General features: G+C 38.2%; 15 protein-coding genes. All 15 read right to left on the reverse strand.

The annotated features are described in order from the left end of the window. Positions 1 to 75 precede the first annotated feature (75 nt). Positions 76 to 783: an RNA polymerase sporulation sigma factor SigE gene (gene sigE / locus C7B89_RS11735; RefSeq protein ID WP_009373518.1), complete on the reverse strand. Its 708-nt coding sequence runs from the start codon at positions 781 to 783 to the stop codon at positions 76 to 78. A 13-nt stretch (positions 784 to 796) separates the two neighbouring features. Further along, on the reverse strand, positions 797 to 1,630 hold the full coding sequence (locus C7B89_RS11740) for a sigma-E processing peptidase SpoIIGA (protein WP_115673789.1): 834 nt from the start codon (positions 1,628 to 1,630) through the stop codon (positions 797 to 799). A gap of 182 nt (positions 1,631 to 1,812) precedes the next feature. Continuing rightward, positions 1,813 to 2,970: a cell division protein FtsZ gene (gene ftsZ / locus C7B89_RS11745; RefSeq protein ID WP_004224858.1), complete on the reverse strand. Its 1,158-nt coding sequence runs from the start codon at positions 2,968 to 2,970 to the stop codon at positions 1,813 to 1,815. A gap of 53 nt (positions 2,971 to 3,023) precedes the next feature. Further along, positions 3,024 to 4,307, reverse strand: a complete 1,284-nt coding sequence (ftsA, locus tag C7B89_RS11750) for a cell division protein FtsA (protein WP_004224856.1) — start codon at positions 4,305 to 4,307, stop codon at positions 3,024 to 3,026. A 95-nt stretch (positions 4,308 to 4,402) separates the two neighbouring features. Then, positions 4,403 to 4,774: a small basic family protein gene (locus C7B89_RS11755; protein WP_115673790.1), complete on the reverse strand. Its 372-nt coding sequence runs from the start codon at positions 4,772 to 4,774 to the stop codon at positions 4,403 to 4,405. 3 nt (positions 4,775 to 4,777) lie between these two features. Beyond that, the gene (locus C7B89_RS11760) at positions 4,778 to 5,497 is read right to left on the reverse strand and encodes a DUF881 domain-containing protein (protein ID WP_036077135.1); all 720 of its coding nucleotides are present in this window, start codon (positions 5,495 to 5,497) and stop codon (positions 4,778 to 4,780) included. Positions 5,498 to 5,620: 123 nt separating this feature from the next. Then, positions 5,621 to 6,349, reverse strand: coding sequence for a DUF881 domain-containing protein (locus tag C7B89_RS11765; RefSeq protein ID WP_048394654.1), 729 nt, complete (start codon positions 6,347 to 6,349; stop codon positions 5,621 to 5,623). Continuing rightward, positions 6,327 to 7,160: a cell division protein FtsQ/DivIB gene (locus tag C7B89_RS11770; RefSeq protein ID WP_048394656.1), complete on the reverse strand. Its 834-nt coding sequence runs from the start codon at positions 7,158 to 7,160 to the stop codon at positions 6,327 to 6,329. Before C7B89_RS11770 ends, C7B89_RS11765 begins: the two co-directional genes overlap by 23 nt. A 21-nt stretch (positions 7,161 to 7,181) precedes the next feature. Beyond that, positions 7,182 to 8,261: a putative lipid II flippase FtsW gene (gene ftsW / locus C7B89_RS11775; protein WP_115673791.1), complete on the reverse strand. Its 1,080-nt coding sequence runs from the start codon at positions 8,259 to 8,261 to the stop codon at positions 7,182 to 7,184. A gap of 40 nt (positions 8,262 to 8,301) precedes the next feature. After that, the gene (murD, locus tag C7B89_RS11780) at positions 8,302 to 9,651 is read right to left on the reverse strand and encodes a UDP-N-acetylmuramoyl-L-alanine--D-glutamate ligase (protein WP_048394660.1); all 1,350 of its coding nucleotides are present in this window, start codon (positions 9,649 to 9,651) and stop codon (positions 8,302 to 8,304) included. Further along, positions 9,651 to 10,622 carry a phospho-N-acetylmuramoyl-pentapeptide-transferase gene (gene mraY / locus C7B89_RS11785; protein WP_048394663.1) on the reverse strand — a complete coding sequence of 324 codons (972 nt, stop codon included), beginning with the start codon at positions 10,620 to 10,622 and terminating at the stop codon, positions 9,651 to 9,653. Before mraY ends, murD begins: the two co-directional genes overlap by 1 nt. Positions 10,623 to 10,747: 125 nt before the next feature. Beyond that, the gene (locus C7B89_RS11790) at positions 10,748 to 12,664 is read right to left on the reverse strand and encodes a stage V sporulation protein D (protein WP_048394665.1); all 1,917 of its coding nucleotides are present in this window, start codon (positions 12,662 to 12,664) and stop codon (positions 10,748 to 10,750) included. Positions 12,665 to 12,721: 57 nt separating this feature from the next. Further along, on the reverse strand, positions 12,722 to 14,944 hold the full coding sequence (locus C7B89_RS11795; RefSeq protein WP_115673792.1) for a penicillin-binding protein: 2,223 nt from the start codon (positions 14,942 to 14,944) through the stop codon (positions 12,722 to 12,724). Then, positions 14,941 to 15,312: a cell division protein FtsL gene (gene ftsL / locus C7B89_RS11800; protein WP_004224836.1), complete on the reverse strand. Its 372-nt coding sequence runs from the start codon at positions 15,310 to 15,312 to the stop codon at positions 14,941 to 14,943. Before ftsL ends, C7B89_RS11795 begins: the two co-directional genes overlap by 4 nt. Continuing rightward, on the reverse strand, positions 15,313 to 16,263 hold the full coding sequence (rsmH, locus tag C7B89_RS11805) for a 16S rRNA (cytosine(1402)-N(4))-methyltransferase RsmH (RefSeq protein WP_115673793.1): 951 nt from the start codon (positions 16,261 to 16,263) through the stop codon (positions 15,313 to 15,315). Between the last annotated feature and the right edge of the window lie 57 nt (positions 16,264 to 16,320).

Here is a 16,320-nt window from a genome sequence, read left to right on the forward strand (position 1 = left end):
ACATCAGTTTGTCCGAGAGAAACAAGAATATGCACAAAAGCTGCGACCAATTTTAGGTAGGATAAATTTCCCTTTCTAAGAAATTGGTTGATTTAAATTTTCACGTAAATCTTGAATAATTTTCTTTTCTAAACGGGAAATATATGATTGCGATATGCCTAAATGATCTGCAACTTCTTTTTGTGTCATTTCAACTTTTCCATTGAGACCAAAGCGACATTCCATAATATAACGTTCACGCGCACCTAGTAAATTAATAGCGTGGAACATATGCTGACGTTCAATTTTTTTCTCCACATTATCTAAAATAATATGCTCTTCTGTTCCTAAAATATCTGACAGTAATAATTCATTTCCATCTGCATCAGAATTTAGTGGCTCATCTAAGGATACTTCACCCTTCATACGACTTGTTTTTCGTAAATGCATTAAAATTTCATTTTCAATACAGCGTGATGCGTATGTTGCAAGCTTAATATTTTTATCCGTATTGAACGTCTCAATTGCTTTTATTAAACCAATGGAGCCAATGCTGATTAAGTCTTCGATTGGCGTTCCCGTATTATCAAAACGTCTAGCAATATAAACAACAAGACGTAAATTACGTTCAATTAGTGTGTCTCTAGCTCGTAAATCACCATTCATAAAGGATGCAATGACTGTAACTTCTTCTTCTCGACTTAATGGCACTGGCAATGAATCATTTCCCCCTATATAGTACGTTTCACGACTCCGAAACTTACTCCATAATTTTTTCAAGCTAGCAAGTAGCCTAAGAAGCAATAGTTCTCCCCCTCTATGAGTTATTTGAAAGCGCTGAAAAATGTAAAATTGCTGCTGTGCTATGTGGAAAATTTTTAGCTTTTTTGGTTAATACGATATATTCATTCATTTTCACTTGCGAAGGCTCCCCCTTTATATGCCACTCATCAAAGCGAAAACCAAGGACAACGGTTTGCTGCTGTACTGTATTGACATGAATAAATCGTATATAACGCTGATAATCTTCTGAAAACATAGATACATTGTACGGATCTGTTTCTTGCCATTCCATTAATGATTCCCGGAACGCTGAAGGTAAATGTGGTCTCAAAGCAGTATAGGAAACAAAATGAACCGGCTTTCCTGATAATGGCTCAATGGCTTGATTTCCTGTATCTACAAAGGCAGAAAGTGGTATCCTTGCCCCAAAGATTGTTAAAGTTGTATCAAATACAAATTGACCACTTAAGCGTTCTAATTTTACAAAACCCCATTGCTTATAAAATGCAATAAGATTTAAAACTGCAAGCAAAAAGCAAATCATAATGAAATGGGTGGAAGAAAGATTTTTTAATAAAGGTTGTAGTGCTGTTAACAATCCGCCAATAACGATCGTTGCTGTTAACACAATAGGTCCTTGCTTCTGAAAGCTTCGAATCTTAAAGTGAAACGCTATACCAATTAACAATATAAAACTAAGAATTGTCGTCCACAGCATTTGACCGCCAATGACAGCTACAAAACTACTACAAATAGAACTCATTAATAATCTTGAATTTTTTACAAGGACTCCTGTTACTCTTGCCGTAAACGTGAGTATCGCTAGATTAAAAAGCGTATTAATGAGCACCAGCCATTCTCCATACATAACAGCCGCCTCCTACTTACAAAGTTAGCACGTTACTCCCACAAATATTGTCAAACAATCGCATCATTTCCTAAAAATGTTTTGACAAAAAACATGGTTTCCTTACACATTTGAACATCATGGCAGACAATATAAAAAGCTCGTATTTTACATATGTAAAATACGAGCTTTTTAGAAGTTAATTAACCACGATTTTTGCGGTTACGTAAAAATGCCGGAACCTCAAGCATGTCATCCTGTGCATAATTTTGCTGATTTTGACGTGGCTGCTCATGTTGAACATGCATTTCTTGTCGTTGTTCACGAATAGGTGCTTGTTGCTGTGGAGCAGATTGTCTGTTCATATTAAGTGTCGGTTTTGCTGTAGGTCGTTGTTGCTGTAAAGCTTCCTCTGTGAAGCCTGTCGCAATAACTGTAACAATGATTTCATCTTTAAGATTTTCATTAATTACAGAACCGAAAATCATATTTACCTCTTCATCTGATGCAGAAGCTACGATATCTGCTGCTTCTTGTACTTCAAATAAGCTAAGATTTGAACCACCTGTAATGTTCATAAGGACACCTTTAGCACCATCAATGGATGATTCAAGCAATGGACTTGAAATAGCTTTCTTTGCAGCCTCAGAAGCTCTGTTTTCACCTGTTGCAATACCAATTCCCATTAAGGCTGAACCTTTGTTGGACATAATCGTTTTCACGTCTGCAAAGTCTAAGTTAATAAGACCAGGTGTAGCAATTAAATCTGAAATACCTTGTACACCTTGACGTAATACATTATCGGCTTCTCTAAAGGCTTCTAACATTGGTGTTGATTTATCAACTATTTGTAGTAGCTTGTCGTTTGGTATCACAATCAGTGTATCTACTGCTTCTTTCATACCGCCAATTCCACCGATTGCTTGTGTTTGACGTTTACGACCTTCAAAAGTAAATGGACGTGTGACAACACCTACTGTTAGGGCTCCCAATTCACGTGCAATTTGTGCAATCACTGGAGCTGCCCCAGTACCCGTTCCACCGCCCATACCAGCAGTCACGAATACCATATCGGCGCCTCGTAAAACCTCTTCTAGCTGTTCTCTGCTCTCTTCAGCAGCTTTTTTTCCTACTTCTGGATTTGCACCTGCACCTAATCCACGCGTTAATTTAGCCCCAATTTGTAGCCTTACTTCCGCTTTGGATAAATTTAATGCCTGAGCATCCGTGTTAACTGCGATAAAGTCAACACCTTGTACACCATGTTCTATCATTCGATTGACAGCGTTGTTACCGCCGCCACCAACACCTATGACCTTTATTACTGCAAGTTCATCAACACTTGTATCAAATTCTAACATCTCTTTTTCCTCCCACGGTAACTCGACTCTGTATCATTCATTACGCATTCTAGTTAATCAAAAAACTTATCAAATAATTTTTTTGCTCTCCCAATTACGCTTTCTTTTGGTTCTGAAGGTGCAGAATACTCTTGCTTTTTGCTTATAGCTGGTTGAGCCCCTACAACTGCATATTCAACAGGCTGCGTATTCGTACTTTTACCGTAAAAATCATCTTCTAAATAGGCGTAACGAATAAGTCCAACTGCCGTCGCAAATGAAGGCTCTCTAACACCGATATAATCGGGTGTATAGATTCTAACACGCGTTTGTAGAATTTGACGTGCTAATTGGGCAATCCCCTCAAGCTTTGCAACACCACCAGTTAAAACTACACCGCCTGGTAAATCTCTAACACCTAAACGTGCTAATTCATCTATAACTAACTCTAGTAATTCTTCTAATCTAGCACCAATAATCTCCGATATATAACGTTGGCTGTACTGATCAGTAGAATCTGTACCCACGACAGGCACTTCAAAGAGTTCGTCATCTGATGCGTCATCATAAAAGGCATGTCCAAACTGGTGTTTAATTTGTTCTGCTTGTTCTGTTGGTGTTTTTAAAACGATTGAAATATCTTTCGTTATATGATCACCACCAACTGGTATGACACCCGTATGCGTTAATAATCCCTCTTCAAAAACTGCAATTGTTGTAGATCCGCCACCTAAGTCAATAAAGGCAGTTCCTTGGTTTTTTTCATCTTCTGTTAATGCAAAGTAGCCTGATGCTAATGGCTGCAAATATATTTCTCGTATACTTAAACCCGCTCGCTCAACACAGCGAAGAACATTGTGTAAAAGCGTTTTGGATGTCGTTATCATTGTTGCATCCATTTCAAGACGGATGCCAATCATACCACGAGGATCTTTAATTTCATCAAGGTTGTCCACAATAAACTGTCTTGGAATGATGTTAACTAATTCACGTTCAGGAGGTATTGACATGACTTGTGCAGATTCTACCACTCTGTCTAAATCATCATCTGTAATTTCTCTATTTTCACTATTTACAGCGACAACACCTTTAACTAGCTGTAACATCGTCTGGTTAGCTGGAACGCCTAAAACGACTTCATGGATTTGATAACCAGTCATTCGTTCGGCCTGTTCTATTGCTTTTCGAATAGATTGTACTGTTGCATCAATATCAACAATTGCACCTTTTCGAACTCCATTCGACTTTACATTTCCGACGCCAATTACATGTAATTGCCCGTCACTCATTTCACCTATTAATACCTTGACAGAGGAGGACCCAATATCAAGGGAAATGTATAAATCTTGCTGATTCAATTCGCTGCACCTCCTTGAAAAATGCTCTTGTTTTCATTCTATTGTAAATTTGGCATAATGTCTAAGCAAATCGAGTATTTTGGTCAATTTTTCTCTCATTCTATGGAAGTTTTTGTCCGCTTGTGACGTTTCTCATCTAACCGAGTTAGTAATATACGCCTAATAATTGCTATATTTTGGAATAAACGTACTCCAAAAGCGAAAATCGCTGCTAAATACAAATCTATCCCCAAATTCACTCCTATAAAAGCTAATCCTGCTGCTAGAACTATATTAAAAAAGAATCCTGATACAAAAACTTTATCATCGTAAACTTGCTGTAATTGAGCACGAATACCTCCAAATAATGTATCTAAAGCTGCTAAAACAGCTATTGACAGATAATTTTCATACATAGAGGGGATTTGTATATTTGTTAACAAGCCAAGGGCAAGTCCAAATACCAAACCTAAAAATGGTAGCCACATATATTAATCTCCTTTTTTTACCTCTGCTAAATAATCATTTGTCAACGGCTGATCAAATGCTGGAATTTGTAACTGTTCAATTGGTTCTTCAATTACTAAATTAAAATTGTCTAAATAAAATGAGTCTATAAATGTTGAGGCCTGCAAGGAATTATACATTTTTTGTGCTGCTTTATAATCGCTTGTCCCAACAAATATCTCAAATGAAGGCGAAGACAGTGGTATACTGTTTACTGTTGTCTTACCATTAATATCCCGTATGGCTGTTGTTTGTACTACCCGATTACCATCAATTGAGACATTAGTAGCATTGTTCTTAAAAAGGGTATTCAATAATTGAGTTAACAAATCGGGTGAAATCTCTTTAATTTCATAGCCCATTTCTATCAGTTCAGGTGCAGGTTCAACTCGAAGTACAACACCTGGCCCTATAACTTCTGTTAATCCTGCTTGTAGCTTTAAACGATTTAATGTTTCATTTAAAGCTGCTTGCTGATTTACTTTTTCAGATTGCTCATAGCGATCCACTACTTCATGAAGTGAGCGAATTTCTGCCAGTAGTGCGGAATGTCTTTGTTTTTCTTGTGCTAATTCCTCTCTTATTGCCCAAATATCTCGTGTATCTCGCTCAGCTGGTTTTTGTATGGTATTGTATTGTACCGCTATCATCAAACCGATAATAAATAGCACGATCGTTATTCGGGTGTACATATTTCTTTTCAAAATAGCCCCTCCTAGACGTATCGTATGCCCCTCAGAATACGACTTTGAATTGTATAATTTTCTACAATCGACTATATAACTGAAGGCTAAATTAAACATGAAGTTTAAAGTATAGAACTTGTCCTAACTTTCTATTTTTACTTTTGGCATGGTAAGCTTCTGATTTTCTTCAAGTGACACAACAATATTGTCATTTAGTAATTGATCCACCACGCCCCCGTTTAAGTTTAAAGAAGCTATTAATGTATCTGAATCACCAACCGCTTCGATTACAAACGGAGCTGGATGTTGTGTACCATCAATTGTTATTACTGGGCCATTACAGCGAATATAAGAACTCGCTAATACACGTTGTCCATTAATAGCAATAGCTTGCGCGCCTGAAATTTTTAGTTCATTTAACAATTTAAATACATGACTTTCATGGACAATATAGTCATTTGGATTTAAGGATTTTGGATCATAGTCTCCATCTTGAAGGGTTATGCGTATGCCCTTCCCCTCACTCTTTAGTTCACCGAGTAAAAGCCGTAAATCTTCTGCTTGCTCAACAAGCTTCTTGTAGTCCTTTTCGTTTGAAGCAAAGGATTTTTCATACTTCCGAATTTGTTCTTGTAAATGATTTAGTTCTTCCGTAAGTTCTTTATTGCGCTCTTGTTGAGTGATTAGCTCCTCACGATAAGAATCTTCTTGCTCAAAAAGCTCAGAATTAATAGTGCCTGCTTCTCGATTATCTTTCGCCTGGTTGTATGAATAGCCGATGATAAATCCTGTTGTTACACAAACAATTAGTAATTCGAATTGTTTTCTAGTAAAAAAACTACCTTTGCTATTCGTCTTCTTGTTGTTCATCTTCTGTCACTTCCTGGTTAACCATTTCACCATCTGCATTTACTTCCATGTCAATACTAATCTTGTTGTATTCCTCGTTAAAAGGACGATAGTATGAACCGACCTCTAAATCAATCACACCTTTTTCTAAGTTAGCAATTTGTGCGACGATAGAGGGGTAGTAATTTAACTTTTCCGCTAGTGTCTGAATAACAGCACGTACTTCGTAGCCATCATTCATATAAAGCTTGACTGCATTTGGATTAGCTTCATTACTATTCGTGTTAACCTGTGAAATTAAAGCTAATACTTCGGGCTTTAATTGTGCTAGCTGTTCAACAAGCTTATTAATTGTCTTTTCACCAGTTATCCCGATAAAAACAGGTGCATCAATGGGTGTATCATTTCCCGTTTGTTCAAAGCGCTTGCCGTTTTCTAGCAAAGGATAATAAGTCCCATCCCCAGCTAAGTACGCAACTTTTTTCCATTCTTTAATATCAATTGTTACGCCCTGTAACCAGTTACGGTTAACCTGTACTTCTTTTACCCATTTATCCTTTAATAAAATCTGTTCAATATCTTCCACTTTGAAACTCCACATTGATTTTCCTGGCGCAAGAGTACTTGCCTCCAAATAATATTGGTCATTCGCTAGCTTCGCACCATTGACAGTGATTTTATTGATGTTACTGTATGGAGATTGAAAATAAAGGAGTACTGCTAACACAATAAAGAAAAGTAATATTAGCACTATAAATTTCCGGTTTGTACGCTTTTTTCGTCGCTTTTTTAGCGTAGGTATGCGTTCTTCTATATCAATTACTTTCTCCATAAAAGTACTCCTCCTTTATATTTATTTCGCTAATTGATAAATAATACCTATTATTAACCACATTGTTACTAAAGATGTTCCACCATAGCTAATAAAAGGTAATGTGACACCCGTTACTGGCACTAAACCTATTACTACGGCTATATTTAGAAAAGCCTGCACCATAAGCATTGTGACTAGCCCGATAATCGCATAATAGGACGTTCGGTTTTTAGCCTGTACAGCAAATCTATAGCCTGCATAGATCGTTAGTACAAAAAGCAGTAAAATAACGAGGCCACCAATCAATCCGACTTCTTCTAAAATAATGGCGTAAATAAAATCATTTTGAGGCTCTGGTAAATACAGAAACTTTTGTCGGCTTTGTCCAAAGCCATGCCCAAAAATCCCTGCTGGACCGATAGCCATTAAAGATTGCACCGCTTGGAACCCACTAACCAAGGGATCAGCCCATGGATCAAGAAATGCTTCTATACGCTTTAGACGATATGGCGCTGTCGCTATGAGACCTACTAATCCAGCGACACCAGCTAGCATAATCATGGCGTATAATTTTAGAGGATAGCCAGCGACAAAAAACAATAAAAACACAGATACAACGAGAATAAATACTGAGCCAAAATCCGGCTGCAACATGATAAGAACAACAGGAAGTAACAGGATAAAACCATGTCGCCAGTTAACAACAGGAGTGCCCGTTTTATGTTGGGCTAATATATGGCTCAAGTACACAATGACGGTAATTTTCGTTAGCTCTGCCGGCTGTATTGTTAATGGACCCACACCAATCCAGCTTTGCGAACCATTTCGCACCAATCCTATACCAGGAATCAGGACGAGAACGAGTAAAATTAACGAAAATATATAGGCCATTTTCCAAAAGGACTGCTCTCTCAAAATATTTAATCGAATCGTGATTAAAAATACGACAATGGCTACCACAAAGTATACGCTTTGCTTCATATAAAACGGCATTTTTCCACTATAATGAACGGCACTCCAATAGGTACCTGCAGAATAGACGAAAATAATGCCGATTATTGATAGCATCAAAGTTGTGACGAGCAATAAGTAGCTTTCTTTACCTCTCAGTAATGCCATCCTTCCAAGTCAAGTATATTCTAAAATAGTTACAGGCTCATTACAGCTTCATTACAGCATCAATAAAAACATCTCCACGTATTTCAAAGCTGTCATATTGATCCCAACTTGCACATGCTGGAGATAGTAAAATAACATCTCCTTCTGCAGACATCGGTGCTGCATATTGAACAGCGTCTTCTACATTTTGAGCAATGACGGTATGTTGGACACCACACGATTTTGCAAATTCTACAAATCGTAAGCCAGTTTCTCCAAACGCAACAACACCCTTTACATGACTCATACAAGGGCGAAGCTCTTCGAAAGAATGTCCACGATCTAAGCCACCTGCGAGTAAAATGACAGGAGCTTGGAAAGCATCTAAAGCACTCTTTGTCGCTAAGCAATTGGTTGCCTTAGAGTCGTTGTAAATCTTACGACCGTTCCATTCACGTACGAATTGTGTACGGTGTCTAACTCCACCAAATGTCGCTAAAACCTCTTCCATCTTCTCTTTGTCACAGCCAACTAAAATACAGGCTGCCACGGCTGCTAGGATATTTTCTAAATTATGCTTACCAGGCAAGGCAATGTTCGCGCGATCCATGTATGGTTCACCTTGCCAATAAATTGTTGTATCATCTGCACTAATTCCATTTGCAGTACGCCCCTTCGAACTGAATGGAATCTTCTGTGCATGAGATTGTGCTGCATATCCAACCACTATCGGTTGGTCGGCATTATAAATAAAATAATCACTGTCATCTTGATTACGAGTTACGCCAAACTTCGCTTCAGCATAGTTATTAAATGTTCCATGATAGTCTAGATGCGCATCATAAAGATTCGTCAAAATAGCAATTTTAGGCTTAAACGTTTTAATCCCCATCAATTGGAAAGAAGACAATTCTGTTACAATGATGTCATCTTGATTAGCTTCTTTTGCGACGCCACAAGCAACTGTCCCAATATTTCCAGCAATTAAAGGATTTTTACTTCCGTTACTTAACATGTCGAATATTAAAGTTGTCGTCGTTGTTTTGCCATTTGAGCCTGTTATACCAATAAATGGTGCATCACTAATTAAAAAAGCTAGCTCAATCTCTGTCCAGACTGGAATCTCTCGACTAAGGGCATCAGCCACAATTCGATTGCTATAAGGTATACCTGGATTTTTTACCACTAACTCAAAGCCTTCATCAAGTAAATCTTCAGGATGGCGACCACAGATAACTGTAATCCCCTTCTGTAAGAGCCCTTGTGCATCTGGACTTTCATCAAATGGTTTTGAATCATTTACTGTTACAAATGCACCAAGCTCATGTAAAATTTCAGCAGCGGCCACACCACTTTTTGCTAGACCTAACACAAGTACTTTTTTATGTTGTAAATCTGTATAGTTTTTCATTAGAACGCCTCCGATAAGACTGCAATTAATGCTACTGCTAAGGCAGTTGACCAGAAGACAAGCACTACTTTCCATTCTGACCAACCCGATAATTCAAAATGATGATGAATAGGGCTCATTTTAAAAATACGCTTTTTTCGAAGCTTAAAGCTACCTACCTGCAAAATAACGGAAAGTGTTTCGATCACAAACACTAAGCCAACTAGTAAAAGCAAGAATTCTTCTTTTACTAAGACAGATACCATAGCTAATGCTCCACCTAATGCTAATGACCCCGTATCCCCCATAAATACCTTTGCAGGATTTGCATTAAATAATAAAAAGCCTAATAAAGCACCTGTTACAGCAAACGAAAATAGTGCAATATCTGCCTGACTTTGGAATAGCGCAATAACACCAAATGCTGCAAAGGCAATGGAGGCAGTACCCGCCACTAGCCCGTCTAGTCCATCTGTCAAATTCACTGCATTGGAGAAGCCTACTAACCAAAAAATTAAAAAGGCTACATAGAATACATCTAGATCAATGGTCCACTCCGTAAATGGAATAGCTAACGTTGTATCAAACGATCCTACATGTAGAAGGAAATACGCAAGAATAGCAATAACAATTTGACCAATCAATTTTTGAAGAGAGGTTAAACCTAAATTTCTTTTAAATACAACCTTTAAACCATCATCTAATAAACCTATTAAGCCGAATCCTGCTAATACTAACAAAAGTACTACGGTCTGTGTCGTTAATAAATCTAAAAAGCTACCTACACCAACAGTTGTTACGAGGATGGATATTAAGAAAATGATTCCCCCCATTGTTGGTGTACCAGCTTTTTTCATATGTGATTTTGGTCCCTCTTCTCGAATACTTTGCCCAAACTTTAGACGACGAAGAAGTGGAATACTAATTGGTGCCAGGATAACTGTTACTATAAAAGCAAGAGCTAAAATGGTAAGTGTTGTTGCGAGTTTCATTGAAAAATCTCCTTTAAATCTTGTTTCACTTTCTTCTTTAAGAAAAAAGCATTAACTTTCATTTTATTATTACTACCCTTCATAATAATAGTGGTTCTTTCCCATTTTTTAAAGGTAAAGTTATTTTAGTTCTCCAAATATAAATGAATGGTACCATCTTGTTTGATAACACTATCCACTTCAGGTAATTGATTACCAATTTTAGTCCCTTCTCCATGCCATTCAATACGGAATGGATAAAACTGCTTGGCAATATCATCCTTTGTTTGACCAATAAAATTCGGTACCTTCACAGTAATTGGGTCACCATAACGATAATCCTTTTCCAGTTGTTCCTTCGATTTTTCAATACCTACAAAAGGCGCAACATCCTCAATAATTTGCCCCACTATAGGTGCTGCTACAACACCACCAAACTGGGTTGTCTTTTTCGGATTGTCAACAGCTACATAGACAACAATTTGCGGATTGTCTGCTGGTGCAAAGCCAATAAAGGATACGATGTATTCTCCACTTTTATAACGGCCATTTTCAACTTTTTGCGCTGTTCCAGTTTTACCACCAATTCGCAGTCCATCACGAAAGGCTTGTCGACCTGAACCATTCGCTACTACTGATTCCAAAGCACCTCGAACCTTAGCAGAGGTTTCTTCACGAATTACCTGATTTTTAACAACTGGTTGCGTTTCTTGTATGACTTCACCTGTATTTGGATTAAATACCTTTTTCACAACATATGGCGTATAAAGCTTGCCTCCATTTATGGCAGCAGCTACAGCTTGAACTTGTTGAATAGGTGTCACGGCTACCCCTTGCCCAAATGAAGTGGTGGCCTGCTCAACAGGGCCAAAGGCATCCTTAGAAAATAAAATACCCGATGCTTCACCAGCTATATTAGACCCTGTCTTTTTTCCAAAACCAAAGTCTTTAATATATTGTAGTAATCGCTCATTGCCTAGACGCTGACCTAATTCTATAAAGCCTGGGTTACAGGAGTTCTCAACCACCTCTAAAAAGGTTTCATGCCCATGTCCTTCACGTTTCCAACAGCGAAGCTTTGCTCCCGCCACCATCGTATAACCTGGATCATAAAAGGTTTCATGCTCCAAATCCACTAAGTTTTCTTCCAACGCAGCACTAAGGGTAATAATTTTAAAAGTAGAACCGGGCTCATACGTCATCCATACAGGTAAATTTCGATTGTAGATGGCTGGCTCTACTAATTGATATTCCGCTGGGTGGAAAGTAGGATAAGAGGCTAATGCCAAAATTTCGCCAGTGTTTGGATTCATCGCAATCGCTAGTGCTTGGTCAGCTTCATAGCGCTTCATTGCTTGCGATATTTCGCGCTCTACGACTTGCTGTACATCAACGTCAATTGTTAGCTCGATCGTAGCACCATCTTCTCCTGCTTTCCAAGCACTTGAAACATTAGGTAAATTATTACCTTTTGCATCTGTAAAGAGACGGATAGCAGAAGAATTAGCCTGCAGAAATTTATCATATTCATATTCAATCCCAGCTAATCCTTGGGCATCATACCCCGTAAAACCTAAAAATCGAGATAATAGCGTGCCATAAGGATAATCCCTAGAATAATCAACACCACTATACAATCCTTCAATTTGCATGCCTTGTAATTCTACTGCTTTTTCATAAGGTATATTTTTGCCTTCAGGTGCTAGTTTCACTAAGTACGCTTTTTTTTGCATTTTCTCTAATAGCTTCGCTTTATCCACTTCTAGAACCTGGGCAATTTTTTCAGCAGCTCCTTCAATATCATCACTTTGTGAAGGCATGAAATATAAAGTAGGCGCTAGCTTATTAGTTACAATACTCTCTCCATCTCGATCTGTTATATGCCCTCGTTCATTCGCAAATGGAATTTCCCTGTCCCAGTTCTCCTCTGCCTTAGTAGTCAATTCTTTTTGATCTAACACTTGCAAAAAGAACAACCTAACAACAATTGCCACTGCTACACACATAAATAACACATATAAAATACGTAAACGCTTTTTAGAATGGATAGAAATCCACTTCATTCGACATCACACCTTGTTTTTTACAACGTATGAAATAAAGTGGACTTCTATTCAGTATTATTCATCCTCTACTTCTTCAACTTCACCCTCAGAGGCAGCTTCAACGTCTTGTACAAAGCTTTCAGCAGGTGTTTTGAGCTTAACAACAATCGGGGAACTATCAGTGATGACGGTTCCAGCTGAAACGCTTTGACTTGCTACAAAACCTTCGCCGAATATTTCCATCTCTAGTCCAGTCATAGATTTGAAGACTAGTAAATTACGTAATGACCAATTCGTAAAGTCAGGCAATGTTACCTCGCCATCTGTCTTTAAAAATACAAAACTACCTTTTACCAGCTTTTGAGTGTTCGTTGGATATTGTTCAATAATTTTACCACCACTACCAACAACAATTGGTTGTAAACCATCATTGGCTAATTCTACTTCAACCGCTTCAGCACTTTGACCTGTAAAGTCCTGAATACTGACTTTATTGACATGTTGAACATCGTCTGGGTTGATATTAAGGTGCTTTAAGCTATTTAACATAACTGGATTAAAGACTTTTGATACTGGTACAGATCCAAGCTCATTGTTCAGCTTAGGTTTTTTCACTGAGACATATACAATTAGCTGTGGATCATCTACAGGAGCCAAACCTAAAAATGAATAAAGGTATTGGTTTGAAAGATATCCACCACTAGCTTTCGGAATTTGGGCAGTACCCGTTTTCCCTGCAACCTCATAATCCTCCAATATAAAATCCTTAGCTGTACCATATTCTGATGTTAACGTTGAAGCTAGGATTTCTCGTACTTGTTTCGCTGTATCAGCTTTAATCGGCTGTCCTTTTTCAACAGGCTCATGATTTTGAATAATTTTCCCAGTAGAAGAATCAACAATACGGTCGATAACATACGGTTGCATCATCTTGCCATCATTCGCAATAGCAGTCATCGCTTGGATTAACTGAATAGGTGTTACTGTAGAACCTTGGCCGTAAGTTGTTGTTACTCTTTGAATAGGGTACTTCGATAAAATAGTACCTGTTGCTTCATTCGGTAAATCAATACCCGTTTTGTGCCCAAAACCAAAGCGGTCTAGATAATCAATAAATACATCATCGCCAATCTTTGTTAATAAATGGGCCATAGCAGTATTGGCAGAGCGTTGGAACCCTTGTAAATAAGTGATATAACCCCAACCATATCTATTGTGATCTCGAATCGTACGGTCAAACACTGTATATGATCCTGATTTAAATGAGTCATTCGGTGTCCATTTTCCCGTATCGATAGCTGAAGCAAGCGTGAAAGTTTTCATCGTTGAGCCAGGCTCAATTGTCTCCTCAATCACCTCATTCAGCCACTTCATATTTTGACTATCACGTGTTTCTGGGTTAAATGTAGGACGCTGTGACATTGCTAAAATCTTTCCAGTCTTCGGATCTGCTACTACCGCGGTCATGGACTCAGGATTATATTCCTGTTCAACCTTTGTCATTGCTTCCTCTAAGAAGCTTTGGATTGTTTTATCAAGTGTTAAATAAATGTCGTCCCCATTTTTTGCAGGTGTAATCATTTTCTCACTGTTTGGAAGCAAATAGCGGAAAGCATCTGTCTCATATTCCACCTTGCCATTAACGCCTGTTAATTCTTTATCATACGTATATTCTAGACCCATTTCTCCCTTGGTTGTAACCGTGCCATCTTCATTATCTTTTTTGAGAGCATAGCCAATTAAATGCGAGGCAAATACACCATTTGGATAATACCGTTTTAAGTCACTCACAAAGAGAATTCCTGGTAATTTTTCTTCCTTTATTTTACTCATGACCTCGTGACTAATGCCACGGCCTGCGCTACCAAACTCAACTTGATATAAAGGTTCACCATCACTTCTATATCGATTGTTCAATTTTTTAACAATCTCGTCTTCCTTTTCCTTCATCGCTGGAATATATTTCGCTAGTACTTTTGCCGTTTTCTCCGAATCCACTACATGACGAGGATTCTTTGGATCTGTTGTAGCCTTTTCGCTTACAATGGCAATCATGCGATAACTCAATGTATCCTCTGCAATTACTTGTCCATTTTGATCATAAATCTTCCCACGATTAGCTGTAATTACACTTTCCTTACCATACTTAGCTGCTGCTCTCGCTGCAAGCTCTTGTCCTTCCACTTCACCTGTAGCCTGTAATGTCACCATTCTTGTGAATAATAGAAAAAAGAGCCCTCCATAAAAAATTAATAATAGAAAGGCTCCCCATTGGAATCGAAATCTCTTTTTTTTCATTCTCCCGGCACTACCTTTACATTTTTCTCATTTTGAGTTAAACCGAGTTCTTTGGCTTTTTTCCATATGTTTTCGTATGTAGAAAGTTCACTTACACGAACCGTTAAGTCAACATTCTGTTTCGCAATCTCTTCTGCTTCTGATTCGATTTTTTGAATGTCTATACTTGTTGTTTGAATCGCTGCTTGTTTATTTAATACAAGAATTCCTAGTACAGCAATAATGCCAATTAAAACAATTAGCATTGTCTTTTCAAACTTCTGGTTCGTTTTTTTACGACGTATGATAGTGGGTTGTGGACTAGGTGGTGTTATCGGTTGTTGCACTTGTTGATGTTGGTGCTGTTGCCTTACACGAACTGCTGCCATTTACTCACGCCCTTTGTCGTTAATTTTCTCCACCACTCTAAGCTTCGCTGAACGCGCACGATTATTAACTGCCAATTCTTCATCAGAAGGAATAATAGGCTTTCGTGTAATAAGCTTTAAAGTTGGCTTCATGTCATCAGGAATTACAGGTAAATTTGGCGGTAATTCCGGTAATGATGACGCTTCCTTAAAGATTGTCTTGCATAGGCGGTCCTCCAATGAATGGAACGTAATGACACTAATGCGCCCCCCTACGTTAATCATATCAATCGCATCGACTAATGAATCCTCTGCTGCGCCTAGCTCATCATTAACAGCAATTCTTATTGCTTGGAAAATGCGCTTTGCCGGATGTCCACCTTTTCGGCGTGCCGCTGCTGGAATACCCTCTTTAATTAATTCTACAAGTTGACCAGTTGTTTCAATCGGTGCTGTTTTTCGAGCCTCTTCAATTTTACGGGCAACTTGTTTAGAAAACTTTTCTTCTCCATAACGGAAAAATATACGAACAAGATCTTCGTATGCCCATTGATTAACAACATCTGATGCTGTCAGTGTTGCAGTTTGATCCATACGCATATCAAGTGGTGCATCGTGGTGATAACTAAAGCCTCTCTCAGGTGTATCTAATTGTGGAGAAGATACGCCTAAGTCATATAAAATACCATCAACCTGCTTAATGCCATGAGCTAATAGTTCTTCTTTTAAGTAACGGAAATTCGAATGGATAAATGTAACACGCTCTATAAAAGGTGCTAATCGAATTTTCGCATTTTCAATAGCCGTCATATCTTGATCAAAACAAATTAAGCGGCCTTTATCTGATAATTGTTGTACTAGATATTCACTGTGTCCCGCACCACCTAGTGTACAGTCCACATATACACCATCAGGATCTATGTTCAACCCATCAACAGTTTCTTTTAATAACACGGTTGTATGATCGAACATACCACTCGCTCCTCTCAGGCCTTAACCTCATTCAACTATCACGTTGTAATGCCTATT

The sequence above is a fragment of the Lysinibacillus capsici genome (assembly GCF_003367505.1).
Taxonomy (GTDB): Bacteria; Bacillota; Bacilli; order Bacillales_A; family Planococcaceae; genus Lysinibacillus; species Lysinibacillus capsici.

Coding starts and splice junctions, on each gene's coding strand:
- C7B89_RS11740 (WP_115673789.1), bottom strand. CDS start 1,630: ATGTATGGAGAATGGCTGGTGCTCATTAATACGCTTTTTAATCTAGCG.
- ftsZ (WP_004224858.1), bottom strand. CDS start 2,970: ATGTTAGAATTTGATACAAGTGTTGATGAACTTGCAGTAATAAAGGTC.
- C7B89_RS11755 (WP_115673790.1), bottom strand. CDS start 4,774: ATGTGGCTACCATTTTTAGGTTTGGTATTTGGACTTGCCCTTGGCTTG.
- C7B89_RS11765 (WP_048394654.1), bottom strand. CDS start 6,349: ATGAACAACAAGAAGACGAATAGCAAAGGTAGTTTTTTTACTAGAAAA.
- C7B89_RS11770 (WP_048394656.1), bottom strand. CDS start 7,160: ATGGAGAAAGTAATTGATATAGAAGAACGCATACCTACGCTAAAAAAG.
- ftsW (WP_115673791.1), bottom strand. CDS start 8,261: ATGGCATTACTGAGAGGTAAAGAAAGCTACTTATTGCTCGTCACAACT.
- murD (WP_048394660.1), bottom strand. CDS start 9,651: ATGAAAAACTATACAGATTTACAACATAAAAAAGTACTTGTGTTAGGT.
- mraY (WP_048394663.1), bottom strand. CDS start 10,622: ATGAAACTCGCAACAACACTTACCATTTTAGCTCTTGCTTTTATAGTA.
- C7B89_RS11790 (WP_048394665.1), bottom strand. CDS start 12,664: ATGAAGTGGATTTCTATCCATTCTAAAAAGCGTTTACGTATTTTATAT.
- C7B89_RS11795 (WP_115673792.1), bottom strand. CDS start 14,944: ATGAAAAAAAAGAGATTTCGATTCCAATGGGGAGCCTTTCTATTATTA.
- ftsL (WP_004224836.1), bottom strand. CDS start 15,312: ATGGCAGCAGTTCGTGTAAGGCAACAGCACCAACATCAACAAGTGCAA.
- rsmH (WP_115673793.1), bottom strand. CDS start 16,263: ATGTTCGATCATACAACCGTGTTATTAAAAGAAACTGTTGATGGGTTG.